The organism is Mesorhizobium monacense, assembly GCF_056781675.1.
The window spans coordinates 1,652,319-1,678,688 of record NZ_CM165567.1; the positions used below are offsets into that span (position 1 = coordinate 1,652,319).

The following is a 26,370-nucleotide window of genomic DNA, read 5'->3' on the forward strand; positions in this document are numbered from 1 at the left end:
CTTTTCGGCCTGAGCGGGTCGATTTCCTGCTACCGAGCAACCGTCGTCAGGACCAGATTGGCCGGCGATTCCACCGCCGGAGGGCGAATGTCCACTCATGTGCGTCATCCGATCTGGCTTCCGGCTCTCAGGCCGGCGGATGCGCGCACCTTCGCCTCGCTCTATGCGGTCGAATCCTTCGCGCGCGCCACGATTTCCAGCGTCATCCCGATCCAGGCCTACGAGATCCTGCACAACGAGCAGATCGTCTCGATGCTCTACACGATCGTGGCGCTGCTCGGGCTTTCGGTGACCTTGTTCATGCCGATGCTGATCCGCCGCTTTGCCCGGCGCTGGGTCTACACCGCCGGCGCCTGCCTGCTCGCCATCGGCTCGCTGTTCTTCGTCACGCATACGCTGACCGGGCAGCTCATCGGCATGCTCTGCCGCGTCATGGGTGCCAGTGCGCTGTCGATCACGCTCAACCTCTACATCATGGACCACATCCGCAAGACCGACTTCATGCAGGCGGAATCGCTGCGCATGGCTTGGTCGATGTTCGCCTGGACCGGCGGGCCGACGCTGGGAATCTTCCTCTACACCAGCTTCGGCATCTATGCAGCGCATGGCGCGGTCGTGGTCTTTGCCTCGGCGCTGCTGGTGCTGTTCTGGACCTACCGGCTCGGCGACAACCCATCGATCCGCCCCGGCAAGAGCCGGCCGGCCAATCCGCTCGCCAATATCGGCCGCTTCGTCGCGCAGCCCAGGCTGAGGCTCGCCTGGCTCATCGCCTTCGGCCGCTCATGCTTCTGGACGACGTTCTTCGTCTACGGGCCGCTGTTCATGGTGATCACCGGCGAGGGCGAACTCGCCGGCGGTCTGCTGGTGTCGGCCGGCAATGCGCTTCTGTTCACGGCGATTTTCTGGGGCAAGGCCGGAAAGCGCTACGGCGGCTGGCGGACAATGACCTTCGCCTATTTCGCCATGTCGGCGATGCTTCTGACGGCGGGTGCTGTCGGCGAAACCGCGCCGTTGCTCGCCGGTGCCTTCCTGCTGTGCGGCGCCTTCTTCACTATCGCGCTCGACGCAATCGGCTCGACCGCCTTCATGCGCTCGGTCAGGTTCTATGAGAGGGCGCAGATGGCGGCGGTCTATCGCACCTATCTCGACTTCTCCGAGCTGACGCCGCCGCTGGTCTACTCGGTGGTGCTGGCGTTTTTTGGCCTGGGCTCGGTCTTCGCCACGCTCGGCCTGCTGGCTGCTGCCTGCGGTTTTGTCACCTGGCGCTATTTGCCCAAGTCACTTTGATTGCGGCACACGCGCCGCATGCCGTTCGCGCACCCACTCGTGAAAACGATGCAGGTCATACTCCTCGGGCATCAACACGCCGGCCGCGTGGCGCAGCGAGCGCAGGCCTTTCTGGTTGACCTCGCAGATCGCCGCGTCCTCTTCCAGCACCTGCCTTCCGAAGGCAACGATGTTGTCGATGTCGGCCTGGGGCGCCGCCAGCACTTCGGCTGGAAACAGCCATTCGGCGGTGAGCTCGGTCCGCTCCGGGCCGAGCGGCGCCAGCCGCACCGTGCGGACATAGTCGACATGGCCGACGATGAACATCGACGGCAGGTTGGTGGCGTAAGTCTGGCCGGCGGCGCGCTCGGCCGGAGTCAGGCCGGCAAAGACCGGACCATGGACTTGGCCGTCGCGTGACCATGTCTCGGCTCCGGCGCGCAGGCCGCCGGAAAATTCCGGCGCGTCATTGTCGGCGTGACGGGCCCATTCGGGGTCGTCGTGCCGGCCCATCAGGCCGCGTCCATAGATCGGTACCAGCCGCGACAGGTCCTTGTGGACGCCGGGGCAGTGCAGGCACTCGTTGAAGTTTTCCCAAAAGATCTTCCAGTTGCAGTTCATCACCTTGCGCAGCACATGGCCGCTGACCAATGCCTCCAGCGGCCAGTTGGCGAGGTTGCCAGAAGCGGGATCGAAGGAAGCCTCCGCCGAGCCGTCTGCATCTTCGGCCAGATTGATGAAGACAAAGCCGCGCCACAACGACAGCGCCACGCGGTAGAGCGGGTGATCGGCCTTGTCGAAGCCTTCGGGCAGCGATTTCGAGGGCACGCGCACGAGATCGCCGCGCAGTGAATAGGACCAGGCGTGGTAGGGGCAAGTGATCAGCCGCGCCTTCAGCCGCCCCTCGCTCTCCTGGCAAAGCTGCGAGCCGCGATGCCGGCAGGTGTTGTGGAAGGCACGCAATTCGCCGGTCTCGTCGCGCAGCACGACGATCTCCTGGGTGCCGACACGAAAGGTCCTGAATGCCAGCGGCTGGGCAAGGTCTGCCTCGCGGCAGACCAGCAGCCAGCTTTTGTACCAGATGGCGTCGAGGTCGCGCCCGTAGGCCTCGGCGTCCCAATAGGTCGGTGACGGCAGCGTCGGCTCGAGCCGCGTCAAGCCATTGTAGAGGTCGCGTTCGGTCTGATCGGGCTGCATGGCCGGCTCCCTGGATGGCGCAGCCGACACCCGGCTGGAGCCTTTGTCAATTGCCGTGCACGGCCGCCATTGTGGCGCGCAATGGCGAACTTTAAGGTCGGTCCATCCCGCTCCGGCATTCCGGCCGGTCGCCCGAGGTTGCAGGTCATGTCCGCAAGAACGATGTCGCTCACGCAAGAGCTGGTCGCCCGCTGTTTTCGCGCGGTCGAGGATAGCGGACCGGACCCGGACGCGGCGCATCTGGACGACGGCGACTATGAGGCGATGGTGGACGCGCTGGAGACGGAACTGCCTGCCACCGGGCCGCTCTGGCTGTTCGGCTACGGTTCGCTGATCTGGAAACCCGAAATCGACCATGTCGAGGAGCGGGTCGCGGTGGCGCGCGGCTGGCACCGCTCCTTCTGCATGAAGATGACCCGCTGGCGCGGCACCAAGGATCAGCCCGGCCTGATGATGGCGCTGGATCGCGGCGGGCAATGCAAGGGCGTCGCCTTCCGGCTGGGCAATGACGATCGGCGCCGGCAACTCGACAAGCTTTTGCGGCGCGAAGTGACGCTGAAGCCGACCAGCTACCATCCGCGCGTGCTCAGGGTTGCGAGCGACAGCGGCCCACTGCGGGTGCTGGCCTTCGTCATCAACCGCAAGGGCACCACCTATGCCGGGCCGCTCGACGAGGACGAGGTGGTCGAAAGGCTGGCGATGTCGTGCGGGCACTGGGGATCCGGCGCCGACTATCTCTACAACACGGTCAAGAACCTGGAGCAGCGCGGCATTCATGATTCCCGTCTGTGGCGGCTGCAGCACCTGGTGGCCGAGCGGATCGCCATGTCGGATCGCTGACCTACTGCATGTCGCCCAAAAGTGCGCAGCGGTTTTGGGAAAACGACATGCATAAAACAAAGACCTAAAGCGCGTCGGCTGAATCCGTTTCGGCGCGATGCGCCTTAGGTGGCGCATTCGCGCTGGTAACGGGCGGAATTTGGTTTGCCGGAGGCAGTGATTCTGCCTATAGTCGCGCCCTGTCGTCGGTTCCATTAGGGACCAAGAGGGAATGCGGTGAGGGCTGAATTGTTGCCCGATGCCGTGGCTGCCCCCGCAACTGTGTGCGGTAGTCCTCCCCATAAGCCACTGGAGATTTTTCTTCGGGAAGGTGGGGAAGGGTGCTGATCCGCGAGCCAGGAGACCTGCCGGCGACAGGGAACTGACTTCTGTGCCCTCGGGTGGAGGGCGAAAGGACAAGATATGAATACCGCTTCGGTCTCACTCGGCGCTTCCGTCTCCTCGCAGTCGCGCCTCATGCAGCTGGCGCTTGCTGCATTTCTCGGCATTTTCGTCGTTGGCTTTGTCGGCTTCTCGCACATCGATGCGGTCCACAATGCCGCCCACGACTACCGCCATTCGATGGCGTTTCCCTGCCACTGACGAGGAATTGACATCATGAACCTGTTTCGCAACGTCGTGTTCATCGCGGCGATCGCCGGGCTTGTGGCCGGCGTCGTTCTCGCCTGCATGCAGGCCTATGCCACCGTGCCGCTCATTCTCAAGGCGGAAGTCTATGAACAGGCCGGCGGCGGCCACGAGCATGCCGCCGCGCCAGCAGCGCCCGCCGCGAGCGCCACGGACACCAATGCCATGAGCAGCGCCGCACCGGCGCCGACTGAGGCGGCCGCTCCGGCGGAGGACGAAGGCTGGGCGCCAGCCGACGGCTTCGAGCGCTTCGCCTTCAGTGTCGTCGCCAATGTTGTGACCGGCATCGGCTTCGCGCTGATCCTGGTTGCGGTTTCCGAGCTCGCCGGTGGCATCGGCAATTGGCGCCAGGGCGTGTTCTGGGGTCTGGCCGGCTTTGCCGTGTTCACGCTGGCGCCCAACCTTGGCCTGCCGCCCGAACTGCCGGCGATGCCGGCTGCCGACCTCGCCCAGCGCCAGATCTGGTGGTGGGCAACGGTGGCGGCGACGGCGGCCGGTCTCGGTCTGATCGCCTTCCGCAAGTCGCTGCCGCTGGCGATCCTGGCCGTGGTCCTGATCGTGGCACCGCATATTGTCGGCGCGCCGCAGCCGGACAGCTTCGAGACGCCGATCCCCGAAGGTCTGCATCACCAGTTCGTGGTGGCGGTGACGGTGACCAATCTGGTGTTCTGGCTGGTGCTCGGCGCCGTCGTTGGCGTGGTGCGCGGACGCTTCACCGGAACGGCGACCAGCCTGCGCGACAGCTTTGCCTGATCGCAAAGGATTGACCTTCATCATCGGCGGTGCGCGCTCCGGCAAGAGCGCGCATGCCGAATCCTTGGTGACGGCAGGGCCGGCGCCCTGGACCTATATCGCCACCGCTGAAGCCTATGACCAGGAGATGCGCGAACGCATCGCGCTGCACCGCTCGCGGCGTGGCGAAGGCTGGACGACCATCGATGCGCCGCTCGACTTGGCCGGCGCGCTCGCAGCTCTGCCCGATGGCCGGCCGGTGCTGATCGACTGCCTGACACTGTGGCTGACCAACCATATGCTGGCTGAACACGATCTTGACGCCCAATGCCGGCAACTGGCGGACGCGCTGTCGCGGCCGCGCGGACCGTGGTTCGTGGTGTCCAACGAAGTCGGCCAGGGTATCGTGCCGGACAATGCGCTTGCCCGCCGGTTCCGCGACGCCGCAGGCCGCCTCAACCAGCAGGTCGCCGCAGTTGCCGACACGGTGCTGCTGATGGTGGCGGGGCTGCCGCTGAAGGTGAAATGAGATGACCGATATCGATCCCAAGGACGAGGAACGCCATCGCGCCAAGATGGCCAAGCGCAAGGCGGTGCAGGACGCCGAGGTGGCGGGCAAGACGATCGAGAAGGGGCTGCTGATCGTCAACACCGGTCCGGGCAAGGGCAAGACCACCGCCGCGTTCGGGCTGGCGCTGCGGATGCTCGGCTACGGCAAGCGCGTCGGCGTCGTCCAGTTCATCAAAGGCAAATGGCATACCGGTGAAAAAGAGGCCTTTGCGGCGTTCGGCGACCGCGTCGTCTGGCATGCGATGGGCGAGGGTTTCACCTGGGAAACGCAGGACCTGAAGCGCGATATCGCCGCCGCCGAGGCCGCCTGGGCAAGGGCGCTCGAGCTGATGGCCGATCCGTCGATCAGCCTTGTGGTGCTCGACGAACTCAACATCGCGCTGCGCTACGACTATCTCGATCTCGACGGTGTGGTCGCGGCGCTGAAAGGCCGACGTGTAGACCTGCACGTGGTCGTCACCGGACGCAACGCCAAGCCGGCGCTGGTTGAGGCTGCCGACCTCGTCACCGAGATGGGCCTGACCAAGCACCATTTCGCGGCCGGCGTGAAGGCGCAGCAAGGGATCGAGTTCTGATCGCTTGGCAGCAGGAGGGTAGTCTGTTGGAACAAGCAGTGATCGTCTATCTTCTTCTCAGTGACGGTCAGTTTGGAACGTCGCAAGAACGAGCATCCATTCTCGCACTGGAAGATCGGCTGGAGCAAGTCGTCGGGAGCGCTTCGGTCGGTGAGCTTGATGGCGACGAGTTTGGCGACGGCAAATGCATCCTCTACATGTACGGGCCAGATGCCGAACGGCTTTTTGTCGTGATAGAACCTGTATTGAAATCTTCTCCCGCCGCCGCCGGTGGGTACGCGATCAAAAGGTTTGGCGAGGCAGCTGATTCAAGCGCAAGGGAAGTCCGAGTTACTTGGTAGCTCGGGGTTTCCGGATCATCCCGACGTTGACGCAACGATGACGATCGCCGAGATCACTCCAAACAGCGCTATCAGCAGATAGTCGGCGATCCGGTAGAGCTTCAGCGCCCGCCTGATATCGGTGCTGTCGGCCTCGCGCCGGCCGCCTTCGCCCATGAATGCATCGTCGACGACGCCGCCGCCGTAGCTGCGCGGCCCGGCCAGCGCCAGACCGAGCGCGCCGGCCATTGCCGCTTCCGGCCAGCCGGCATTGGGCGAGCGGTGCCTTCTCGCGTCGCGCCGCACGGCCTGCCAGGCGCCGCTCGGATCGGCGCCTTTGACGATGAAGGCGGCAAGCACGATCAGCAGCGCCGTCAGCCTGGAGGCCGGCAGGTTGATGAAATCGTCGAAACGAGCGGCCGCCCGACCGAAGGCCTCGTGGCGCGGGGTGCGGTGGCCGATCATCGAATTCGGCGGTGTTGGCGGCCTTGTAGGCGACGCCGCCGGCCAGCCCGCAGACACCGGTCCAGAAGGCGGGTGCGACGATGCCGTCGGAAAAATTCTCGGCCAGGCTCTCGATCGCGGCGCGGGCAACGCCCGGCTTGTCGAGCTTTTCCGGATCGCGGCCGACGATGCGCGAGACGGCGATGCGGCCGAGCGTCAGCCCGCCTGTATCGAGCGCATCGGCCACTGCCTCGACATGCTCGGCCAGGCTCTTCTGCGACAGAAGCGACGATGCCAGAATTGCCGTGATGAGCAGGCCGGCGGGAAAGATCTGCCAGAGCAGGATTTGCACGGCGAAAGCGATGGCCGCCGGCACCAGAACGATGACCAGCAATGCCTTGACGCCCCGGCGGCGACGCAGCGCGTCGGAATCAGTGGCGTGGTTGAGCCTGCGGTCGAGAAAGGATATCAGCCTGCCGAACCAGGTGACGGGATGGCCGATGGCGCGGAACAGCCCGTCCGGGTAACCCAGGGTGCGTTCAATGGCTAGCGACAGGAAGGCAATCAGGATCGACATGAAGCTTCTTGATGGAGCGATGGCAGCGGTGGATCATGGCGGAAGCCTTGGCCGGGCGAGCACGCTCTTCCCTCACGCGCCACAGCCTTTCGTCGACCTCTCGACGGGTATCAATCCGCACTCCTATCCGCTTTTCGAATTGCCCGCTACCACCCTGTCACGGTTGCCTGAAACCGCGCGAGCTCGTGAACTGGCCGAGGTCGCGGCGCGCGCCTATGGTGCGCCGTCGGCGGCGTATGTGGCGGCGGCACCGGGCACGCAGATCCTGTTGCCGCGTGTCGCCTCGCTGGTGAGTCCCGGCAAGGCTCTGGTGTTCGGGCCGACCTATGCCGAGCACAAGCGCGCCGCCGCGATCGCCGGCCATGCGGCGGCGGAGGTCGACGATTTCGAGGCGCTTGCCGGGGCCGATCTCGCCATCGTCGTCAATCCCAACAATCCCGACGGGCGCGTCGTCGAACGCGACCGGCTGCTCGAGCTCGCCGGAAGATTGCACGCCAAGGGCGGGCTGCTGGTCGTCGACGAGGCGTTCATGGATGTCGGCCCACGCGCCGAAAGCCTGGCCGGCGATGTCGGGCAGGGTGGTATCGTGGTGCTGCGCTCCTTCGGCAAGTTCTTTGGCCTTGCCGGCCTGCGGCTCGGCTTTGCCTTGGCCGACACGCTGACCGTCGACAGGCTGGAGGCGCAATTGGGCCCCTGGGCGGTCGCCGGTCCGGCGCTGGACTACGGCATCCGTGCGCTGGCCGACACGGATTGGCAGACCACCATGCGGCAGCGCCTGGCGCAGGATGCGGCGCGGCTCGACGCGCTGTTCGGCCGCTTCGATGTGCCTGTCGTCGGCGGAACGACGCTGTTCCGATATCTTCGGCTGTCCGATTCGGCCGAGTTGTTTTCGGCGCTTGGCGCGCGCGGCGTGCTGCTTCGGCATTTTGCCGACCGGCCACAGGTGCTGCGCGCCGGGCTGCCGGGTTCCGACGAGGAATGGCGGCGGCTCGAATCGGCGCTTGCCGACTGGGCCGCACGGCGCGACGATGGGCCGAAGGAGATCGCGCGATGATCCATGTCTGTTCGCTGGCGAAAGTCGAGGAGATCGTGGCGAGAACCGGCGCCGAGCGTCTGCTCTCGCTGCTTGCCGCCGGCACCGAAGTGATACGCCCGGCCTCGATCGCCAGGGAGAACCATTTGCATCTGGTGATGCACGACATTGCGGTGGCCCAGGAAGGCATGACCATGCCGGGCGAGGAGCACGTGCGCAACCTGCTCCAGTTCGCGCGCCAATGGGATCGCATGAAGCCCATGGTCGTCCATTGTTATGCCGGCATCAGCCGGTCGACCGCCTCGGCCTATATCATCGCGGCGGCACTTGCGCCGAAGCGCGACGAGGTTGAGTTGGCTGAGACGCTGCGTGCGCTGTCGCCCTCGGCGACGCCCAACCCGCGGCTGATCGCCGTCGCCGATGCGCTGCTCGACCGAAACGGCCGCATGATCGAGGCGATAGAGGCGATCGGGCGCGGCGCCGACGCTTTTGAGGGCAAGCCCTTCGAGCTCAAGATCGATGGCTAACGCCTCGCAGGACTTTTCTAGAGCGGTTCATCGTTTCACGGAAACGCCGAACCGCTCTATCTCTTTGTTTTGACGCAATTCCGGACGGAAAACCGTTTCACACTTTTCCTGGAATTGCTCTATGCCAGCCAGTCGGCGAGCTTTGCCTTGCGGACATCCTTCAACAGGCTGATGAAACCGTCGGCCTGATGCTCGGCGGTCAGCCGGCCTTTCTCGGCCGTGGCGATGCTGGCGTCGCCGACCACGCCGTTCGGGTTGAGGTCGCTGGCGATCCAGGCAAAGGCATGCGTGCCGGTGTGGCGCAGCAGCGCGAATTCCTTTTCGGCGCGGCTGACGTTGGAAACGAAATTGTCGGCCTTGCCCATGTCGACCAGATCCGGGCGGAAGTGCAGCATCAGCGAGGTCTCGACATCGCCGCCATGGATGCCGTGACGGTCCTCGAGCTCGGTGTACATGCCGGCTGGGCGGCCAAAGCGCTGCCAGCTCGTCTTCACCGCCAGCATCCTGGCGCGCACGCGCAACTCGCGCGTGATGATGCCCATGATCTCCTCATTGCCACCATGCGAGTTGACGACGACCAGCTTTCTCACGCCGGCCCTGGCGACTGACAGGCCAAGCTCGGTCCAGGCATCGACCAGGGTCGTCGCCGGGAGGGTGAGGGTACCTGGCGCATGCAAATGCTCGTTCGATTTGCCGACCGCCTGGACAGGCAGGATGCGGATGTCAAGATCGGCGGGAAGGCGGGCGATGACCGTTTCCAGCATGCCGTTCATGATCGAGGTGTCGGTCGAAACCGGCAGATGCGGACCGTGCTGCTCGATCGCCGCCACCGGCAGCACGGCGATCGTCGCCTCCGGGTCGATCGTGGCGTATTCGGTGGTCCGGTAGTCGCCCCACCAAACGCGTCTGTTTGCAACGGTCATGTTTGCCTCTTCCGTGTGACCGAGACCTAGCGCGCCAGACAGCGCCTGTCGATCATCCTGCGGCAATGACCTCGATCTCGACCTTGAATTCCGGCCGGGCGAAGCCGGAGACGATCATCAGCGTCGAGGCCGGCGCCGGGCTGGCGAAGAGTCGGTCGCGGACGTCCATATAGGGCCTGAGGTAGGCGCGGTCGGTGACATAGGCATTGATACGCACGACGTCCTGGAGCCCGAGCCCGGCCTCGCTGAGGATCGCCGCTATGTTCTGAAAGCAGAGTTCGGCCTGGGCGCCGGCATCCTCCGGGATCTGGTCATCAGCGGTGATAGCGACCTGGCCCGAACACAGCACCAGCCGGCTACTGGCAGGCACTTCGACGCCATGGCTGTAGCGGGCGAAGGGTGGCTTGATCGACTTCGGCGTGAGGAATTTGAACATGGCAATCTCCGGTTTGCGGCCAGCCTAAGGCCGGAACGCACACCCCTTCAAGATGCCGTGCATGGCATTGGGGCGATTGTGGACAGGCGTTCAAAAAATAGGCACGATGCCTCCCATACAGCATGACCCGTCATGGCTTGGCGCACGGTTGCTGCGCAAGCGGACGGCCCCCGGCGGTGGCATGTGTCTTGCTTCTTGAATCAATGGTGTCGAGCCCGGCGCGCGGCGCGCCGGAGCAAACAGAGGGTGGTGTCGATGTACGGAAAAGAGAAGATCACGGCGGGCGCAATCGTCCTGCTTGCCGCCAGCACGCTTGGTGCTGCGGCGAACGAGAAAGTCACTTTCGGCACCAACTGGCTGGCCGAGCCCGAGCATGGCGGCTACTACCAGGCGGTGGCCGACGGCACCTATGCCGCTTGCGGCCTCGACGTCACCATCTCGCAGGGCGGTCCGCAGGTCAGCGGGCGGCCGTTGCTGCTCGCCGGCAAGCTCGATTTCTACATGGGCGGCAATTTGCTGTCGGCCTTCGACGCCGTGCAGCAGGGCATTCCCATGCGCGTGGTGGCCGCCGACTTCCAGAAGGATCCACAGGTCATCATGTCCCAGCCGGGGCAGGGGCTGGACAAGTGGGAAGAACTGAAGAACGCCGAGCAGTACATCCTCGGCGACGAGGGCGCGCAGACCTTCTTCCAGTGGATGGTCACCGAGCTCGGCTTCGATGCCGCCAAGCGCGTGCCCTATACCTTCAACCCGGCGCCGTTCATCGCCAACAAGAAGTCGATCCAGCAGGGCTATGTCACCTCCGAGCCGTTCGCCGTGCAGAAGCAGGGCGGCTTTGTGCCGAACCAGTTCCTGCTCGCCGACTATGGCTGGGACACCTACGCGACGACAGTCGAGGTCATGCAGGACACGATCGACAAGCGGCCGGAGGTCGTCCAGTGCTTCGTCGATGGCTCGGCCAAGGGCTGGTACAACTACCTCTACGGCGACAACAAGGCCGCCAACGACATGATCAAGAAAGACAATCCGGACATGACGGATGAGCAGATCGCCTTCTCGATCGAGCAGCTGAAAAAATTCGGCGTGGTCGATTCCGGCGACACGGAAAAGCTCGGCATCGGCGCCATGACCGAAGCGCGCATCCAGAGCTTCTACGACAAGATGGTCAAGGCCAAGGTGGCGCAGCCCGGTATCGACATCAAGAAGGCCTATACGCTCGCCTTCATCAACAAGGGTGTCGGGCTGGACCTGAAGAAGTAATCGTGAAGCTGGAGACAGTGGCGCAGGCGCCTATGGTGGCATCGGGTGAAGGCCCGATGCTGCTGGCTTTGCGCAATGTCGGCAAGGTCTTTTCCAACGGCGTGACGGCGCTGAGCGACGTCGAACTCGCGATCCGCGAAGGCGATTTCCTCAGCCTTCTCGGGCCGTCGGGCTGCGGCAAGTCGACAGCGCTGCGGCTGATCGCCGGCCTGTCGACGCCGACCTCGGGCGTGCTCGACTGGCGCGGCCGCACTGGCGGCGATCGCACGAATATCGGCTTCGTCTTCCAGGAGCCGACGCTGCTGCCCTGGGCCAATGTCTTCGACAACATCTGGCTGCCGCTCAGGCTGAAAGGCGTATCGCGGGCCAAGGCGGCGCCGGCGGTGATGGAGATGCTGGCGCGCGTCCATCTTACCGGTTTCGAGTACGCCGTGCCGCGCGAACTGTCCGGCGGCATGAAGATGCGCGTCTCGATCGCCCGCGCCCTGGTGACCAAGCCGCGCATCCTCTTGATGGACGAGCCGTTCGCGGCCCTGGACGAGATCACCCGCTTCAAGCTCAACAACGATCTCCTGGAATTGTGGCAGGGCGAGCGCTTCACGGTCGTCTTCGTCACCCACAGCGTCTTCGAGAGCGTGTTCCTGTCAAATCGGGTGGTCGTGATGGCGGCGCGGCCGGGCCGGGTTTTTGCCGAACTTGCCGTCGATGCGCCCTATCCGCGCGACGAAGCGTTTCGCACCTCGCCCGACTATGCCGCGCTCTGTCGCCAGGCATCCGACGTGCTGGTGGGCGCCATCAACTCGACCGCTGGACCGCATCATGACGGCCATTGACGACAGCGTACTGAAGCTCGACCCCGAAGAGGCGCGCCGCGTGCGCCAGGAGCAGCTCGAGCGGATCGGCCGCTGGGTGCTGCCGCTGGCGATCATGATCCTGGCGATCTGGCTGTGGGATCGCGTCTGCGTCTGGAACGAGATTCCGAAATACATCCTGCCGCGTCCTGGCGTCGTGCTGCAGACGCTCTATGACGATGCCGGGCTGCTGTTCTCCTCGCTGCTGGTGACGCTCAGGATCACCTTCCTCAGCCTGCTTCTCGCCGTGATCGGCGGGGTCGGGCTGGCGGTGCTGTTCGCTCAATCGAAATGGGTGGAGATGTCGTTCTTCCCGTTCGCCATCGTGCTGCAGGTGACGCCGATCGTGGCGATCTTCCCGCTGATCAACATCTATGTCGACAACCAGACTGTGAAACTTCTGCTCTGCGCCTGGATCGTCGCCTTCTTCCCGATCCTGTCCAACACCACGCTCGGCCTCAACTCCGTCGACCGCAATCTGCGTGACATGTTCAAGCTCAACGGGGCGACCCGCTGGCAGCAATTGCGCTATCTCAGGCTGCCGGCGGCAATGCCTTATTTCCTCGGCGGGCTGAAGATCGCCGGCGGCCTGTCGTTGATCGGCGCCGTGGTGGCCGAGTTCGTCGCCGGCGCGCAGGGGCAGTCGTCCGGGCTTGCCTCGCGTATCATCGAGGCCGGCTACCGGCTCAACGCGCCGCGCCTGTTCGCGGCGCTTATTTTGATTTCGCTGACCGGCATACTGATCTTCCTGGTGCTGTCGCTGGTGTCGCATCTCATTTTGCGGCGCTGGCATGAGAGCGCGCTGAAGCAGGAGCGATAGGGTGGTTGCTCGTGTCGCCCAGGAGGGTGGAATTTGATCCCGGACACCGGCTCCTATCATCTCACCAACGTCCGGCTCCATGCATCGCTGGCGCCGGGCTTGGCCGCGGCCTTCGATAGCGACGGATTTGCCCTTGCCAACCTCGCCGTCGCCGAAGGACGAATTTCGTCCATCGCGGCTGCCAGCCGATCGAAGACGCCGGCTGATGCCATCGACCTTGGCGGCCGTATCGTGCTGCCGTGTTTCGTCGACTGCCACACCCATATCGACAAGGGCCATATCTGGCCCCGCAAACCCAATCCCGACGGCACCTTCATGGGCGCGCTCAATGCCACCGGCGCCGACCGCGCTGCGCGCTGGAGCGCCGAGGATGTGGCGCGCCGCATGGATTTCTCGCTGCGCTGCGCCTACGCGCACGGCACCAAGGCGTTGCGCACCCATCTCGACAGCGTCGCGCCGCAGGAGGAGATCTCCTGGCCGGTGTTCGAGGCGATGCGCGAGAGATGGCGCGGCCGCATCGAATTGCAGGCGGCCTGCCTGCTCGGCATCGAAGGCGTGCGCGAGACAAAATGGTTCGAGAGACTGGCGAAACGCGTCGCCGCGGCCAAGGGCGTGCTCGGCGTCGTCACCTACATGGTGCCCGATCTCGAGGAGCTTCTCGACAAGGTGTTCGCCGAGGCGATCAAGCATGGGCTCGACCTCGATTTCCATGCCGACGAGACCAACGATGTCGCGGCGATCTCGCTGAAGAAGATCGCTGAGGCGGCGCTCTGGAACGGTTTTGAGGGCAACATCCTGGTCGGCCATTGCTGTTCGCTGGCGCGCCAGCCGGATCTTGCTGTACTCGACACGCTGGACAAGGTGGCGAAGGCCGGCTTGGCGGTGGTGTCGCTGCCGATGTGCAATCTCTATCTGCAGGACCGGCGTGGCGACAACACGACGCCGCGCTGGCGCGGCGTGACGCTCCTGCACGAGATGAAGGCGCGCGGCATTCCGGTGGCGGTGGCCTCCGACAACACCCGCGATCCGTTCTATGCCTATGGCGATCTCGACATGCTCGAGGTCTACCGCATGGCGACGCGCATCCTGCATTTCGATCACCCGGTCGGCGATTGGCCGCAAGCGGTGGCGGCGACACCGGCCAAGGTGATGCGGCTCGACGGTTTTGGGACGCTTGCCGCCGGTGGCAATGCCGACTTCATCGTCTTCAAGGGGCGAAGCTGGACCGAATTGCTGTCGCGGCCGGAATCGGATCGCATCGTGGTGCGCGATGGCAAGGCGATCGACCGCAAGCTGCCCGACTATGCCGAACTCGACGAATTGATGGTGGGATGATGGATATTGCGGCGCTGAAGCGCGATCTCGACGGGCTGAAGATCGACGACCATCCGGCGATCGTCCAGCAGAAGAGCCGCGACTTCTACTGGTACAGCCCGGTGCTGAAACAGCAGCTCGACCATGTCACCGGCGACCTGATCGTGTCACCGAAGACCGAAGACGACGTGATCCGCGTGCTGACAGCCTGCCACCGGCATGGCGTTCCGGTGACGCCGCGCGGCAGCGGCACCGGCAATTACGGGCAGGCGATGCCGCTGTCCGGCGGCGTGGTGCTCAACCTCGCCGAGATGAACGCGGTCAAGGCGATCGCGCCGGGTCGCGTCGTGACTGGGCCTGGCGCGGTGCTGGCCGAGATAGACAAGGCGACACGGGTGCATTCCGCACAGGAGCTGCGCATGTCGCCGTCGACCTACAACACTGCCTCGATCGGCGGCTTCGTCGCCGGCGGTTCGGGCGGCGTTGGCTCGATCCGCTGGGGCGGGTTGCGCGATCTCGGCAACGTCATCCGGCTCAGGACGGTGACGATGGAGGCAGAGCCGCGCGTCATGGACCTCACCGGCGAGGACGTGCTGAAGGTCATGCACGCCTATGGCACCAACGGCATCATCACCGAAGTCGAGATGCCGCTGACGGCAAGCTATGACTGGATCGATGTCATCGTCGGTTTCGACGATTTTATGGACGCGGCCGGCTTCGGCAACGACCTCGCCATCCAGGACGGCATCTTGGCGAAGCTGATCACGCCGATCGCCGCGCCCATCCCTTACGATTATTTCAAGCGGCACCAAAAATACTTCCGGCGCGAGCAGAGCATCGTTGTGTGCATGATCGCGCCGCATGCGATGGATGCCTTTGTCGCCTTCGTCAGGAGCAGCAAGGGCGAGATCGTCTTTCGGGCCGACAAGGAGGCGGACCTCAAGGGACTGCCGCCGGCCTATGAATTGACCTGGAACCACACGACGCTACGCGCAATCAGGGTCGATCCGACGATCACCTACCTGCAGGCACGCTATCCGTCGCCGGATCATCTCGCCCACGTCAAGGCGATGGTCGATCGCTTCGGTGACGAGGTGCCGGCGCATCTGGAATTCATTCGCTTCGATGGTGCGATCGGCGCGGCCGGCCTGCCGCTGGTCCGCTTCACCACGGCCGAGCGGCTGGACGAGATCATCCGCATCCATGAAGACAATGGCTGCTGGATCTTCAATCCGCACCGCTACACGCTGGAAGAGGGCGGCATGAAGCAGACCGACGAGGTGCAGCTTGCCTTCAAGCGCGAGACCGATCCGCAAGGCCTGCTCAACCCCGGCAAGATGATCGCCTGGGAAAATCCTGATTATGACTACCGCTCGGGCAAGTCGTTCCTGTTCAAGGGACTGCAAAAGGCGGGCTGATGAAGATCCTGGTCCTCTACGCGCATCCCGTCGAGACCAGCTTCAATGCCGGCCTGCACCGGACGATCGTGGAGCGGCTGAAGGCGGCCGGCCATGCCGTCGACGATTGCGATCTCTATGCCGAGGATTTCGACCCGCGGCTGACGCGGGCCGAGCGGCTCGGCTATCACGACCAGCGCGGCGAGGGCGACGCTGCCGCCTTCTATGTCGAGCGCCTGCTGCGCGCCGAGGCGCTGGTATTGTCCTATCCGGTCTGGAACTTCGGCTTTCCGGCAATGCTGAAAGGTTTTTTCGACCGCGTCTTCCTGCCCGGCGTGTCGCTCAGGCTGGTCGACGGCAAGGTGCAGCCGTCGCTGCACAACATACGCAAGCTGGCCGCCGTCACCACCTATGGTGGCAGCCGGTTTCGCGCCATGCTGATGGGCGATCCGCCGCGCAAGCTGGTCAGCCGCATACTGCGCGCGACGATCAAGCCCGGTGCCTCCGTTTCCTATCTCGCGCATTATTCGATGAACCTGTCGACCGACGAAACGCGCCGGGCATTCATTGCCAAGGTCGGCGCCAACATGGACGCGTTCTGATGCGCGTGCTGGTGGTCTATTGCCATCCGGTGCCCGAAAGCTTCTGCGCCTCGATCCGCGACTGTGCTGTCGAGGTGCTGAAGGCGAGGGGCTGGGAGGTGCGGCTCCTCGACCTCTATGCCGAGGATTTCAATCCGGTGATGGGCTGCGACGAGCGGCGCTTCTACAATGAGCGCGCGCCGCAGGATCCGGCGCTCAAGCCGCATTTCGATCATCTTGGCTGGGCGCAGGCGATCCTGTTCGTCTATCCGACCTGGTGGTACGGGTTGCCGGCGATGCTGAAGGGCTGGCTCGACCGGGTGTGGGCGACCGACGTCGCCTTCAAGCTGCCGGCGGGAAAGGGGCGGATCAAGTCGCTGATGACCCATGTGACCAGGGTCGGCGTCATCACCACCTGCGGCGCGCCGACCTGGTGGAGCGTCGTCGTCGGCCAGCCGGGTCGCAAGACCATCCTGCGCGGCATGCGGGCGCTGTGCGCCACGCGCTGCCGCACGTTCTTCCTGGCGCACTACCTCATGGATTCCTCGACGCCGGCGACCAGGGCGGCATTTCTGGACAAGGTGCGGCGGAAGCTGGAGCGGTTCTAGAGCGTTTCATTTCTTGAGAGAATCGTAGGATTCCCAAAGCAGCTGGTTTGTGATTCAAGATGCTGGCTGGACGGAGGCCAGCGTCTGATGACACGAGCCCTTTCGAACGATCTTCGTGAGCGTGTTGTTGAAGCCGTCGGCACCGGCGAGAGCTGCCGTGTGGTGGCGTCGCGTTTTGGCGTCGCAGTGTCCTCGGTGGTGAAGTGGTCGCAGCGTTACCGTGCCACCGGCTCGGTTGCGCCGGGCAAGATGGGTGGACACCGCAAGCGTATTCTGGAGCCGCATCGGGCCTTCATCGTGGAGCGGATCAACCAGACCTCTGATCTGACGCTGCATCGGCTGAAGGATGAGTTGGCCGCACGCGGGGTGATGGTCTCGCACAACGCGGTCTGGGTGTTCTTGAGGCGCGAGGGCCTGAGCTTCAAAAAAAACGCTGTTCGCTCTTGAGCAGGCCCGAGCCGACATCGCTCGTCGCCGCCAGCGCTGGAGGTCGTGGCAGGGTCGCCTCGATCCGGCGCGTCTGGTCTTCATCGACGAGACGTGGATCAAGACCAACATGGCCCCACTTCGCGGCTGGGGGCCAAGGGGACAGCGCCTGCGCGGCTTTGCCCCACATGGCCATTGGCGAACCCTGACCTTCCTGGGCGCATTGCGCTGCGACGAACTCACCGCGCCATGCGTCTTCGACGGCCCGATCAACGGTGAATGCTTCCGCGCTTATGTCCGTCAGCAACTGCTCCCGACCCTGCGGCCAGGCGACATCGTGATCATGGACAATCTGGGCAGCCATAAATCTGCAGCCATCCGTCACGCCATCAAGGCCGCCGGCGCAAGGCTCTGGTTCCTGCCGCCCTATTCACCCGATCTCAACCCGATCGAGCAGACCTTCGCCAAGATCAAACATTGGATGCGCCACGCCCAGAAGCGAACTATCGAAGACACCTGGCGCCATCTCGGCACCCTCGTCGGAACAATCAAGCCAGACGAATGCGCAAACTACTTCAACAACGCTGGATACGCTTCCGTCAAAACATGAAGGAGTCTAGAGCGGTTCATCGTTTCATGGAAACGCAGAACCGCTCTATCTCTTTGTTTTGACGCAATTCCGGACGGAAAACCGTTTCACACGTTTCCTGGAATTGCTCTAGGCTCCTTGCCGTATCGGCTGTGGACCTTCGAACCTCACATCCCGAACCAGCGGGCGCGGCGGCTCGATCCAAAAACCTCCTTGTCCGCGCGCAAGGCAACCGACGGCTCGTGGTAGGTTCCGGTCGGCTTTGGGCCGGAGAAGAAATCCACCTCGACCTTGCCGATGCGTCCGCCGCCGAACTCGATGTAGCAGGTGCCGAAACCATCATATTGCGTTCCGCTGCCGATATTGCGCAGCCTGGCGATCAAGTCGCTGGCCACGGCGCGCGCGGCCCCTTCGGCGAACACACCGGCCTTCGGCGTGCCGGTGTTGGCGCCGTCGCCAACGGCGTAGACGCCGGCATATCGGGTTTCCAATGTCCGCGGATTGACCGGGATCCAGCCGTTCTCGGCCATGCCGCTGTCGATCACGACGTCGGGCACGCGATGCCTGGGGACGCCGAGGAACAGGTCGAATTGCATCTCCACCCCGTCGTCGAGAATGGCGACCTTCCTGGCATTGTCGATCGAGGCGACACGGCGGCCCGGGATGAAGCCGATATTGCGCTCGACGAAGGCCGCCACCAGCGCACGGGAGGTTTCGGGCGAGGGTGGCACCGGGCTCGGCAGCGGCAGCACGAAGCTGATCTCGCAGGCACCACGAACACCGCGATTGACCAGATAGTCGTGCAACATAAGGGCGCATTCGCTTGGTGCCGGCGGGCACTTGTACGGCGCGCCGCAAACCCCGACCAGGGCCTTTCCGCTGGTGAAGCTGGGCAGCACGTCGCGCAGGCGCTCGGCGCCGGCGACCGTATAGAATTCGTTGGCGCCCGCCAGCCCCGGCGTGGCGTCGAAATCATAGTCGGCGCCGAGAGCCACGATCAGGAAATCGGCCTCATGGACGCCGCCATCGGTGGTGACCCGTCGCCTTTCGGCATCGATGGTGGTGACCGTCTGCCTGAGCAGGCGCACGCCCGGTTTCACGAAGTCGCGGTACGGCATGCGCACCGCGTCCGCCGTCTTGTGGCCGAACATGACGTCGAGCTTGGAAAAGCCGAAGACGAAGGCGTCGCTCTTGTCGATCAAGGTCACGTCGATGTCCGCACCGAAAGTCTCGGACAACAGGGTGGTGAGTTCGAGGCCGCCGAAGCCCGCCCCAAGGACAAGGACGCGCGGCTTGCTTGCTGTGTTCATTTTCCCCTCTCATTGTGTCGTCGCATGCGAAGCGCGGTCTTGTGGCCGCCCAGCCTTATGCGATGCCGGTTGGGGCCAGTGCCGCAGCGTAGCAGTCTCCTCGGCAAAGGTAAGGAACATTTCGATCGGCGTGGGGGCGTAGCCAGCCAGCGCGGCTACATCCGCACCCGTTCCGCCCTCGGGTCGTACATCGGCTTCAGCGCGGCTTCGGCGGCGAAGCGTTCGCCGGCGATCTCGATCTCGTAGGACGAGGCCAGCACGTCCGCCTCGCTCTCGCCCTTGCAGGGCACGTAGCCCAACCCCACGGCGCCACCGAGATGATGCCCGTAATTGCCCGAGGTGATCGGGCCGACGATCTTGCCGTCGCGCAGGATCGCCTCATTGTGGAAGAGCAAGGGTTGCGGGTCTTTCAGCCGGAACTGGACAAGGCGTCGGTTCAATCCACTTTCCTTCTTCTTCAGCACTGCGTCGCGGCCAAGAAAATCGCCCTTGGCCGTCTTCACGGCGAAGCCGAGACCGGCTTCCAGCACATTGTCCTCGTCGGTGATGTCGTGGCCGAAATGGCGGAAAGCCTTTTCCATGCGGCAAGAGTCCAGCGTATGCAGGCCGCAGAGTTTCAGCCCGACGTCTGCGCCGGCCTCGGCGATCGCCTCGAAGACGTGCGCGGCCTGATCGGTCGAGACATAGAGCTCCCAGCCAAGTTCGCCGACATAGGTAACGCGGTGGGCGCGGGCCAGGCCCATGCCGATCTCGATCTCCTGAAACGTCCCGAACGGATTGGTCGCGTTGGAGAAATCGTTCGGGCTCACCTTCTGAATCAGTTTCCGTGCGTCCGGGCCCATCAGGCAGAGCACGGCTTCGGCAGCGGTGACGTCGGTGATGACGACGAATTCATCCGCAAGATGCCTGCGCAGCCAGGCGAGGTCGCGCTGCAGCGTAGCACCCGGCACGACGAGGAAGTAGGCGGTTTCCGACAAGCGCGAGACGGTGAGGTCGCTCTCGATGCCGCCGCGCTGGTTGAGCATCTGCGTGTACACGATCCTGCCCGGCGCGACGTCCATGTCGTTGGCGCAAAGCCTCTGCAGGAAGGCGCAGGCATCGCGGCCCTCGACGCGGATCTTGCCGAACGAGGTCATGTCGAACAGGCCGACGCCGTTCCTGACCGCCAGATGCTCCTCGCGCTGGTTGTCGAACCAGTTCTGCCGCTTCCAGGAATAGCGGTATTCGCGCTCCTGTCCCTCGCGGGCGAACCAGTTGGCACGCTCCCAGCCGGCAACCTCGCCGAACACGGCGCCACGCTCCTTCAACTGTTCATGCAAGGGCGAGCGGCGAACGCCGCGCGACGTCGCCATCTGCCGGTAGGGGAAATGGTCGGCATAGAGCAGGCCGAGCGTTTCGGAGACGCGTTCCTTCAGGTAGCGGCGGTTCTTCTGGAACGGCTGGGCGCGGCGGATGTCGACTTCCCAGAGGTCGAAAGGCGCCTCGCCATCGTTGATCCACTGCGCCAGCGCCATGCCGGCGCCGCCCGACGAAACAATGCCGATCGAATTGTAGCCGGTCGCCATCCAGTAGCCGGACAGTTCCGGCGCCTCGCCGAGATAATAGCGGTCGTCAGGCGTAAAACTCTCGGGACCGTTGAAGAAGGTATGGATGCCGGCGGTCGCCAGCATCGGCATTCGGTTGACGCCCATTTCGAGGATCGGCTCGAAATGCTCCATGTCCTCGGGCAACTGGTCGAAGCAGAAATCCTCGCGGATGCCATCCATGCCCCAGGGTTTTGCCACCGGCTCGAAAGCGCCGAGCATCATCTTGCCAGCGTCCTCCTTGTAGTAAGCGCATTCATCGGGCACGCGCAGCACCGGAAGGCGGGAGAGGCCCGGAATTGGTTCGGTGACCAGATAAAAATGCTCGCAGGCGTGCAGCGGGATGGTGACGCCGTTCTGCGCCCCGAGTTCGCGCGCCCACATGCCGGCGCAGTTGACGACGATGTCGGTATCGATCGTGCCTTGCTCTTCGCCCTGCGCCCAGGACACGCCGGTGACGCGACCATTTTTGGTGTGGACCTTGGTGACCTTCACATTCTCGATGATGGTCGCGCCGCGCTGACGCGCGCCTTTGGCCAGCGCCATGGCGATGTTGGCCGGGTCGCATTGGCCATCGAGCGGCAGGTGCACGGCGCCGACGACATCCGAAATGTTCAGATGCGGGTACATCTCTTTGACTTCGTTAGGCGAAATCTCGCGCACGTCGACATCGAAGGCGCGGGCGAGAGACGCCTGCCGGTAGATCTCGTGCTTGCGCTCCTCGGTCAGCGCGACGGTGATCGAGCCGACCTGGCGCATGCCGGTGCCGACTTCGGTCTCGGCTTCCAGCTTGACGTAGAGGTCGGCCGAGTATTTCGCCAGCCGGGTCATGTTCTGCGAACCGCGCAACTGGCCGATCAGGCCGGCGGCATGCCAGGTCGTGCCCGATGTCAGCTGCTTGCGCTCCAGCAGCACGATGTCGGTCCAGCCGAGCTTGGCCAGATGGTAGGCGACCGAACAGCCGGAGACGCCGCCGCCGATGATGACAGCCCTTGCCTTGGCCGGAATGGTCTTGGCGCTCATGCGGCCTCGCGGCGATAGCTGGATGCGAAACGGCGCAAGCGAAGGGCTGCTTCCTCCAGTACCGCCTTGGGCTGGCAGAGGCTGACGCGGATGTGGCCGGCGGCGGCCTCGCCGAAGCTTGAACCCGGCATCACGCCGACCTTTTCCTTGTCGAGGAAGGCCCAGGCAAATTTTTCGTCGTCCGGCTCGAGCGCTGATATGTCGAGCATGACAAACATGCCACCTGCAGAGCCGCGCACGGTGACGTTGTTCATGCCGCGCACGGCATCGAGCAGGACGGTGCGCCGCGCGGCATAGCGTTCGGCGATCTCCTTGACGCCATAGCCGTTTTCCAGCGCCTCGGCGCAAGCGATGCTGATGAAGGCCGGCAGGCCATAGGTGGTCACCAGATTGAGGTTGACCAGCAGCGAGATCATCGTCTCCGGCCCGGTCAGCCAGCCCATGCGCCAGCCGGTCATGCCGTGGCTCTTGGACATCGAGTTGATGACCAGCGTGCGTTCGGCCATGCCGGGCAGCGAGCGCGGCGAGATATGCTCGCCGCCGACCAGCGTCCAGTAGACCTCGTCCGACAGCAGCCAGAGATCATGTTCCCGGCATATTTGCGCCAGCTCTTCGAGGTGCTGGCGCGAATAGACCGCGCCCGTCGGGTTGTTCGGCGTGTTGATGAGGATGGCGCGCGTGTTCGGCCGGACTGCCGCGCGAATGTCGGCGGCGTGCGGCTGGAAACCATCCTCGGCTGGCGTCTCGACGACGGTGAAGTCGGCGCCGGCCGCGCTGAAGGTGTTGGGATAGGTGGCGTAGTAGGGGGCGACCACGATGGCATGGTCGCCCTTGTCGAGCACGGCCTGCACGGCGGCATAGAGCGCTGCCTGCCCGCCCGGCGTGGCGATGACCTGGTCGGGACTTGTGGCTACGCCCGTGCAAGCTGTCGAGGCCACTGCCATCGCCTTGCGCAGGCGCGGCAGGCCGGGAAGCGGCGTGTAGTGGTGATTGCTGCCGCGAACCGCGGTCACGCAGGCTTCGATGGTCTGGTCCGGCGTATCGAAGTCATGGTCGCCGACCGACAGCATGATGATGTCCTCGCCGGCGGCCTTGCGTGTCCAGGCGGCGAAGTGAACCTCCCAGCCGTCCTTGCCCGAAGGCACGATGCCGGTAATGCGCGATGATGGTCTGGGCATTATGCAACTCCCGAGATCTGGTAGCCGGCCTGTTCGAGCCGGTCGCGCAAGGCGCCGATGTGGGCCGGCCCGACTTCGCAGCAGCCGCCGACGATTTGGGCGCCGGCCTCGACCCAGCCGATCACCTGCTCGGCATAGGCCGCCGGATCGAGGTCGTGGCGCGCATGCAGCACCTCGACCGTGCCGCCATGCTTCAGCGCCTCGACCGAGGTGAAACCGTTGGCATAGGCACCGACCGGGCCGCCGAGCGCGATCAATTCGGGCAGCGCGGCGCTGACGGCTTCGGGCCGGCAGCAATTGATCAGCCGTGCGGCGAGCGGCAGACCGTCGAGCGCGTCCGATGCTGCCGCGATCGCTTCGCCACTGCGCAGGCGCGGGGCGCCGTGATCGGCGAGCGTCCACGACACCCAGACGGGCTTGCCGCTTTCGGATGCCGCGGTGACGGCGGCGCGCGCCTCGTCCGCCGAGGCCATGGTTTCGCACAGGAAGAGATCGACGCCGTCGGCCTGCTCAGCGACGATGCGGCGATAGGTGTCGAGCGTCTCCTGGTAGGAGATGGTCAGTGCCGGCGCATAGCTGCCGAACAATGGCGACAGGCAGCCGGCGATGGTTGCCTCTCCGGCTTGCTCGCAAGCCTGCCTTGCCAGCTCGATGCCGCGCCTTTGCAGCGGCTTGAACAGGTCTTGTGCTCCTTCCCGCGCGAGCCGCTCCGGTGTCGCCGAATAGGTGTTGATGGTGATGACGCGGGCGCCGGCACGGATGAATTCCGCATGCAGGTCGCGCACCAGATCCGGCTCGTCGATCAGCACCCTGGCCGACCACAGCGGCGTCGGCTCGGACTTGCTGCGGCGGACCAGTTCCTGGCCCATGCCGCCATCGGTGAGGATGACTTTTTTCATGCGCGCAGCCTTTCGTTCTTCGCATCCCACAGCGGTTCGTCCTTCTGCACGACGGCCTTGAAGCGGTCGCCGAAGATCTCGACCTCGACAGCGGTGCCGGGCTCGGTCAGGTCGGCGCGCAGCATGCCGAGCGCAATCGACTTGTCGATGCGATGGCCCCAGCCACCGGATGTGGTCTCGCCGACGATCTGGCCGTCATGCCAGAGCGTCGACATGTAGGGCGCGTCGCAATCGCCGGGGTTCTCGACGACCAGCGTGACAAAGCGTTTTTTTACGCCCTGCTGCTTCTCGTTCAGGAGTGCTGCCTTGCCGCGGAAGTCGGACTTTTCCCATTTGACGAAACGCTCCAGCCCGCCCTGCAGGATCGAATAGTCGGTCGACAGATCGCCCTTCCAGGCGCGGTAGCCCTTTTCCAGCCTGAGCGAATCCAGCGCGTACATGCCGAACGGTTTCAGGCCATGCTTGTGGCCTGCGGTCCAGACGGCGTCGAAGACAGCGGCGGTGTCGCCGACTTTGGTGTGGATCTCCCAGCCAAGCTCGCCGGCGAACGACACGCGCACCAGCTTCGCCCAGCGGCCGGCGATGCTGATCTCCTGATGGGTGAGCCAAGGGAGCGAAAGGTCGGCGGCGCAGACCTCGGCCAGGATGTTGCGCGAGTTGGGACCGGCGAGGATCTGCGTCGAATATTCCTCGGTCCGGTCGATCAGCTTGAATGACGCATCCTTGGGCATGCGCGACTTCAGCCACTCGAAATCATGCCATTGCGCCACCGCCGCTGTGATCAGCGTCATCTGGTCCTCGCCGTGGCGGACGACCGACATTTCGGTGACGATGCGGCCCTTGTCGTCTGAGAAATAGACGAGGCCGATACGGCCGGGCTTCGGCACCAGGCCGGTGACCTGGAGGCTCAGCCAATCGGCGGCACCCGGACCTTCGAGGTTAAAGCGCGAGAAGCCCGGCAGGTCCAAAATGCCGGCGGCGTCACGCACCGCCAGGCACTCTTCGCGTACGCGGTGCTGCCAGGGTCCGTCGCGACGGAAGGTGAGCGTCGATTCTTCCGAGACGTCGTCGCCAGCTTGCGCATACCACGTCGCGCGCTCCCAGCCATTGTAGGCGTCGAAGCAGCCGCCAAGTGCCTTGATGCGATCATGCAGCGGCGACAGCTTGCGGTCGCGCCCGGCCGGCCAGGCACGGCGCGGGAACTGGATGGCGTATTCGTTGCCGTAGATCTCCATGCCCTTGGCGACGCAATAGTCGGGTGCGGCGGCAAAGGAGGTGAAGCGGCGCGGGTCGCAGGACCACATGTCCCATTCCGTCTGGCCTTGCGTCACCCATTCGGCCAGCACCTTGCCGGCGCCGCCGCCCTGCGCGATGCCGAAGGTGAAGACGCAGGCCTCGAAGGCGTTGGGCACGCCGGGCATCGGACCGATCAGCGGGTTGCCGTCCGGCGCGTAGGGGATCGGTCCGTTGATGACCTTGGACAGGCCGGCGGTGCCGAGGATCGGCACGCGGACCACGGCGTCAGCGAGGTAGTGCTCGAGACGGTCGAGGTCGTCGGGGAACAATTGGAAGGAAAAATCCTCCGGCATCGGATCGTTGTGGGTCGCCCAATGCGCGCGGCAATTGCGCTCATAGGGGCCGAGATTCATGCCGGTCTTTTCCTGGCGCAAATAGTAGGAGGTGTCGACGTCGCGCAGCAGCGGCAGTTTCTTGCCTTGCTCCTTCGACCAGGCGGCGAGCTCGGGGATCTCCTCGAACAATATATACTGATGGCTCATCACCATCATCGGCACTTCGCGGCCGAACATTTTTCCGACCTCGGCGGCACGGTAGCCGGCGGCGTTGACGACGATCTCGCAGCGGATCTCGCCCTGCGCGGTTTGAACCACCCATTCATCGTTCTCCCGGCGCACGCCGGTGACCGGGCAGAAGCGGATGATTTTGGCGCCCATGTCGCGCGCGCCCTTGGCCAGCGCCTGGGTCAACTGCGCCGGATCGATGTCGCCATCGCTCGGGTCGTAGAGCGCGCCCTTCAGTTCATGCGTTTCGATGAACGGGTAGCGGCGCTTGATCTCGTCGAGGCCGACCACGTCGATCTCCATGCCCTGGTAGCGGCCCATGCCTTTGGCGCGCTGGAACTCCTGCATGCGCTCCTTGGTATGGGCGAGCCTGAGCGAGCCGGTGACGTGGTAGTTCATGGGATAGTCGACCGCGTCGGCCAACCCGCGATAGAGCTCGGTCGAATAGCGCTGCATGTTCATCAGCGACCATGACGAGGAGAAGGTCGGCACGTTGCCGGCGGCATGCCAGGTCGAGCCGGAGGTCAGCTCGTTCTTTTCCAGCAGTACGCAGTCGGTCCAGCCCGCCTTGGCGAGGTGATAGAGCGAAGAGGTGCCGACGACACCGCCCCCGATGATCACCACGCGTGCCGTGGTCGGCAAACCGGCCATGTTGCTCTCCCAAA

General features: G+C 64.5%; 25 protein-coding genes, 1 pseudogene and 1 riboswitch. Of the genes and pseudogenes, 17 read left to right on the forward strand and 9 right to left on the reverse strand.

What is annotated here, in order from left to right; genetic code table 11:
* Nucleotides 1–87 precede the first annotated feature (87 nt).
* Nucleotides 88–1,287: an MFS transporter gene (locus AC1RUK_RS07630; protein ID WP_481840212.1), complete on the forward strand. Its 1,200-nt coding sequence runs from the start codon at nucleotides 88–90 to the stop codon at nucleotides 1,285–1,287.
* On the opposite strand, the gene AC1RUK_RS07635 is transcribed toward AC1RUK_RS07630, so the two are convergent.
* Entirely contained in the window at nucleotides 1,279–2,463 is a 1,185-nt protein-coding gene (locus AC1RUK_RS07635) for an aromatic ring-hydroxylating oxygenase subunit alpha (protein ID WP_481836111.1), read from the reverse strand. The genes AC1RUK_RS07630 and AC1RUK_RS07635 overlap by 9 nt on opposite strands.
* A 147-nt stretch (nucleotides 2,464–2,610) precedes the next feature.
* On the opposite strand from AC1RUK_RS07635, the gene AC1RUK_RS07640 reads away from it, so the two are divergent.
* The 6 genes from AC1RUK_RS07640 (at nucleotide 2,611) to AC1RUK_RS07665 (ending at nucleotide 6,148) form a co-directional block, all read left to right on the forward strand.
* Nucleotides 2,611–3,303 carry a gamma-glutamylcyclotransferase gene (locus AC1RUK_RS07640; RefSeq protein WP_481836110.1) on the forward strand — a complete coding sequence of 231 codons (693 nt, stop codon included), beginning with the start codon at nucleotides 2,611–2,613 and terminating at the stop codon, nucleotides 3,301–3,303.
* Nucleotides 3,304–3,472: 169 nt separating this feature from the next.
* Nucleotides 3,473–3,669, forward strand: a riboswitch (cobalamin riboswitch).
* Nucleotides 3,670–3,705: 36 nt separating this feature from the next.
* A complete protein-coding gene (locus tag AC1RUK_RS07645; protein ID WP_481836109.1) occupies nucleotides 3,706–3,885 on the forward strand; it encodes a CbtB domain-containing protein in 180 nt (59 codons plus the stop codon).
* A gap of 15 nt (nucleotides 3,886–3,900) precedes the next feature.
* Complete coding sequence (locus AC1RUK_RS07650; RefSeq protein ID WP_481836108.1) at nucleotides 3,901–4,683, forward strand: CbtA family protein; 783 nt, start codon at nucleotides 3,901–3,903, stop codon at nucleotides 4,681–4,683.
* Entirely contained in the window at nucleotides 4,676–5,191 is a 516-nt protein-coding gene (gene cobU / locus AC1RUK_RS07655) for a bifunctional adenosylcobinamide kinase/adenosylcobinamide-phosphate guanylyltransferase (RefSeq protein WP_481836107.1), read from the forward strand. Before AC1RUK_RS07650 ends, cobU begins: the two co-directional genes overlap by 8 nt.
* Before the next feature lies 1 nt (nucleotide 5,192).
* Nucleotides 5,193–5,807, forward strand: coding sequence for a cob(I)yrinic acid a,c-diamide adenosyltransferase (gene cobO / locus AC1RUK_RS07660; protein WP_481836106.1), 615 nt, complete (start codon nucleotides 5,193–5,195; stop codon nucleotides 5,805–5,807).
* Nucleotides 5,808–5,833: 26 nt separating this feature from the next.
* Nucleotides 5,834–6,148 carry a hypothetical protein gene (locus AC1RUK_RS07665; protein ID WP_481836105.1) on the forward strand — a complete coding sequence of 105 codons (315 nt, stop codon included), beginning with the start codon at nucleotides 5,834–5,836 and terminating at the stop codon, nucleotides 6,146–6,148.
* Between the two features lie 15 nt (nucleotides 6,149–6,163).
* On the opposite strand, the pseudogene cbiB reads toward AC1RUK_RS07665, so the two are convergent.
* Nucleotides 6,164–7,148, reverse strand: a pseudogene (gene cbiB / locus AC1RUK_RS07670) (adenosylcobinamide-phosphate synthase CbiB).
* On the opposite strand from cbiB, the gene cobD reads away from it, so the two are divergent.
* Together cobD and AC1RUK_RS07680 are read left to right on the forward strand one after the other, a co-directional pair.
* Entirely contained in the window at nucleotides 7,147–8,202 is a 1,056-nt protein-coding gene (cobD, locus tag AC1RUK_RS07675) for a threonine-phosphate decarboxylase CobD (protein WP_481836103.1), read from the forward strand. The pseudogene cbiB and the gene cobD overlap by 2 nt on opposite strands.
* A complete protein-coding gene (locus AC1RUK_RS07680) occupies nucleotides 8,199–8,708 on the forward strand; it encodes a tyrosine phosphatase family protein (RefSeq protein ID WP_481840213.1) in 510 nt (169 codons plus the stop codon). The genes cobD and AC1RUK_RS07680 overlap by 4 nt, the downstream gene beginning before the upstream one ends.
* Nucleotides 8,709–8,827: 119 nt before the next feature.
* Here AC1RUK_RS07680 and AC1RUK_RS07685 read toward each other — a convergent pair whose 3' ends face one another.
* On the reverse strand, nucleotides 8,828–9,631 hold the full coding sequence (locus AC1RUK_RS07685) for a creatininase family protein (RefSeq protein WP_481836101.1): 804 nt from the start codon (nucleotides 9,629–9,631) through the stop codon (nucleotides 8,828–8,830).
* Between the two features lie 52 nt (nucleotides 9,632–9,683).
* Complete coding sequence (locus AC1RUK_RS07690; protein WP_481836100.1) at nucleotides 9,684–10,067, reverse strand: RidA family protein; 384 nt, start codon at nucleotides 10,065–10,067, stop codon at nucleotides 9,684–9,686.
* A 255-nt stretch (nucleotides 10,068–10,322) separates the two neighbouring features.
* On the opposite strand from AC1RUK_RS07690, the gene AC1RUK_RS07695 reads away from it, so the two are divergent.
* From AC1RUK_RS07695 to AC1RUK_RS07730, 8 genes are all read left to right on the forward strand, one after another.
* Nucleotides 10,323–11,327, forward strand: a complete 1,005-nt coding sequence (locus AC1RUK_RS07695) for an ABC transporter substrate-binding protein (protein ID WP_481836099.1) — start codon at nucleotides 10,323–10,325, stop codon at nucleotides 11,325–11,327.
* Nucleotides 11,328–11,329: 2 nt separating this feature from the next.
* On the forward strand, nucleotides 11,330–12,160 hold the full coding sequence (locus AC1RUK_RS07700; protein ID WP_481836098.1) for an ABC transporter ATP-binding protein: 831 nt from the start codon (nucleotides 11,330–11,332) through the stop codon (nucleotides 12,158–12,160).
* Nucleotides 12,147–12,998, forward strand: a complete 852-nt coding sequence (locus AC1RUK_RS07705) for an ABC transporter permease (RefSeq protein ID WP_481836097.1) — start codon at nucleotides 12,147–12,149, stop codon at nucleotides 12,996–12,998. Before AC1RUK_RS07700 ends, AC1RUK_RS07705 begins: the two co-directional genes overlap by 14 nt.
* A 33-nt stretch (nucleotides 12,999–13,031) precedes the next feature.
* On the forward strand, nucleotides 13,032–14,333 hold the full coding sequence (locus tag AC1RUK_RS07710) for a cytosine deaminase (protein ID WP_481836096.1): 1,302 nt from the start codon (nucleotides 13,032–13,034) through the stop codon (nucleotides 14,331–14,333).
* Complete coding sequence (locus AC1RUK_RS07715) at nucleotides 14,330–15,730, forward strand: FAD-binding oxidoreductase (RefSeq protein WP_481836095.1); 1,401 nt, start codon at nucleotides 14,330–14,332, stop codon at nucleotides 15,728–15,730. The genes AC1RUK_RS07710 and AC1RUK_RS07715 overlap by 4 nt, the downstream gene beginning before the upstream one ends.
* Nucleotides 15,730–16,311, forward strand: a complete 582-nt coding sequence (locus AC1RUK_RS07720) for an NAD(P)H-dependent oxidoreductase (protein ID WP_481836094.1) — start codon at nucleotides 15,730–15,732, stop codon at nucleotides 16,309–16,311. The genes AC1RUK_RS07715 and AC1RUK_RS07720 overlap by 1 nt, the downstream gene beginning before the upstream one ends.
* Nucleotides 16,311–16,898, forward strand: coding sequence for an NAD(P)H-dependent oxidoreductase (locus AC1RUK_RS07725; protein WP_481836093.1), 588 nt, complete (start codon nucleotides 16,311–16,313; stop codon nucleotides 16,896–16,898). The genes AC1RUK_RS07720 and AC1RUK_RS07725 overlap by 1 nt, the downstream gene beginning before the upstream one ends.
* Nucleotides 16,899–16,985: 87 nt before the next feature.
* A protein-coding gene (locus AC1RUK_RS07730) for an IS630 family transposase (protein ID WP_436173611.1) occupies nucleotides 16,986–17,934 on the forward strand; the annotation gives its coding sequence in 2 pieces (ribosomal slippage) (nucleotides 16,986–17,321 and nucleotides 17,323–17,934; 948 coding nt in all).
* A 146-nt stretch (nucleotides 17,935–18,080) separates the two neighbouring features.
* Here AC1RUK_RS07730 and AC1RUK_RS07735 read toward each other — a convergent pair.
* The 5 genes from AC1RUK_RS07735 to AC1RUK_RS07755 all read right to left on the reverse strand — a co-directional run bounded on the left by AC1RUK_RS07735 (nucleotide 18,081) and on the right by AC1RUK_RS07755 (nucleotide 26,356).
* Nucleotides 18,081–19,223, reverse strand: a complete 1,143-nt coding sequence (locus AC1RUK_RS07735) for an NAD(P)/FAD-dependent oxidoreductase (RefSeq protein WP_481836092.1) — start codon at nucleotides 19,221–19,223, stop codon at nucleotides 18,081–18,083.
* 155 nt (nucleotides 19,224–19,378) lie between these two features.
* Complete coding sequence (locus AC1RUK_RS07740; protein WP_481836091.1) at nucleotides 19,379–21,829, reverse strand: GcvT family protein; 2,451 nt, start codon at nucleotides 21,827–21,829, stop codon at nucleotides 19,379–19,381.
* Nucleotides 21,826–23,007 (reverse strand): pyridoxal phosphate-dependent aminotransferase, encoded by a 1,182-nt coding sequence (locus tag AC1RUK_RS07745; protein WP_481836090.1) that lies wholly within the window; start codon nucleotides 23,005–23,007, stop codon nucleotides 21,826–21,828. Before AC1RUK_RS07745 ends, AC1RUK_RS07740 begins: the two co-directional genes overlap by 4 nt.
* Nucleotides 23,007–23,906 (reverse strand): homocysteine S-methyltransferase family protein, encoded by a 900-nt coding sequence (locus tag AC1RUK_RS07750; protein WP_481836089.1) that lies wholly within the window; start codon nucleotides 23,904–23,906, stop codon nucleotides 23,007–23,009. The genes AC1RUK_RS07745 and AC1RUK_RS07750 overlap by 1 nt, the downstream gene beginning before the upstream one ends.
* Nucleotides 23,903–26,356 (reverse strand): GcvT family protein, encoded by a 2,454-nt coding sequence (locus tag AC1RUK_RS07755; RefSeq protein ID WP_481836088.1) that lies wholly within the window; start codon nucleotides 26,354–26,356, stop codon nucleotides 23,903–23,905. Before AC1RUK_RS07755 ends, AC1RUK_RS07750 begins: the two co-directional genes overlap by 4 nt.
* Nucleotides 26,357–26,370: the final 14 nt, after the last annotated feature.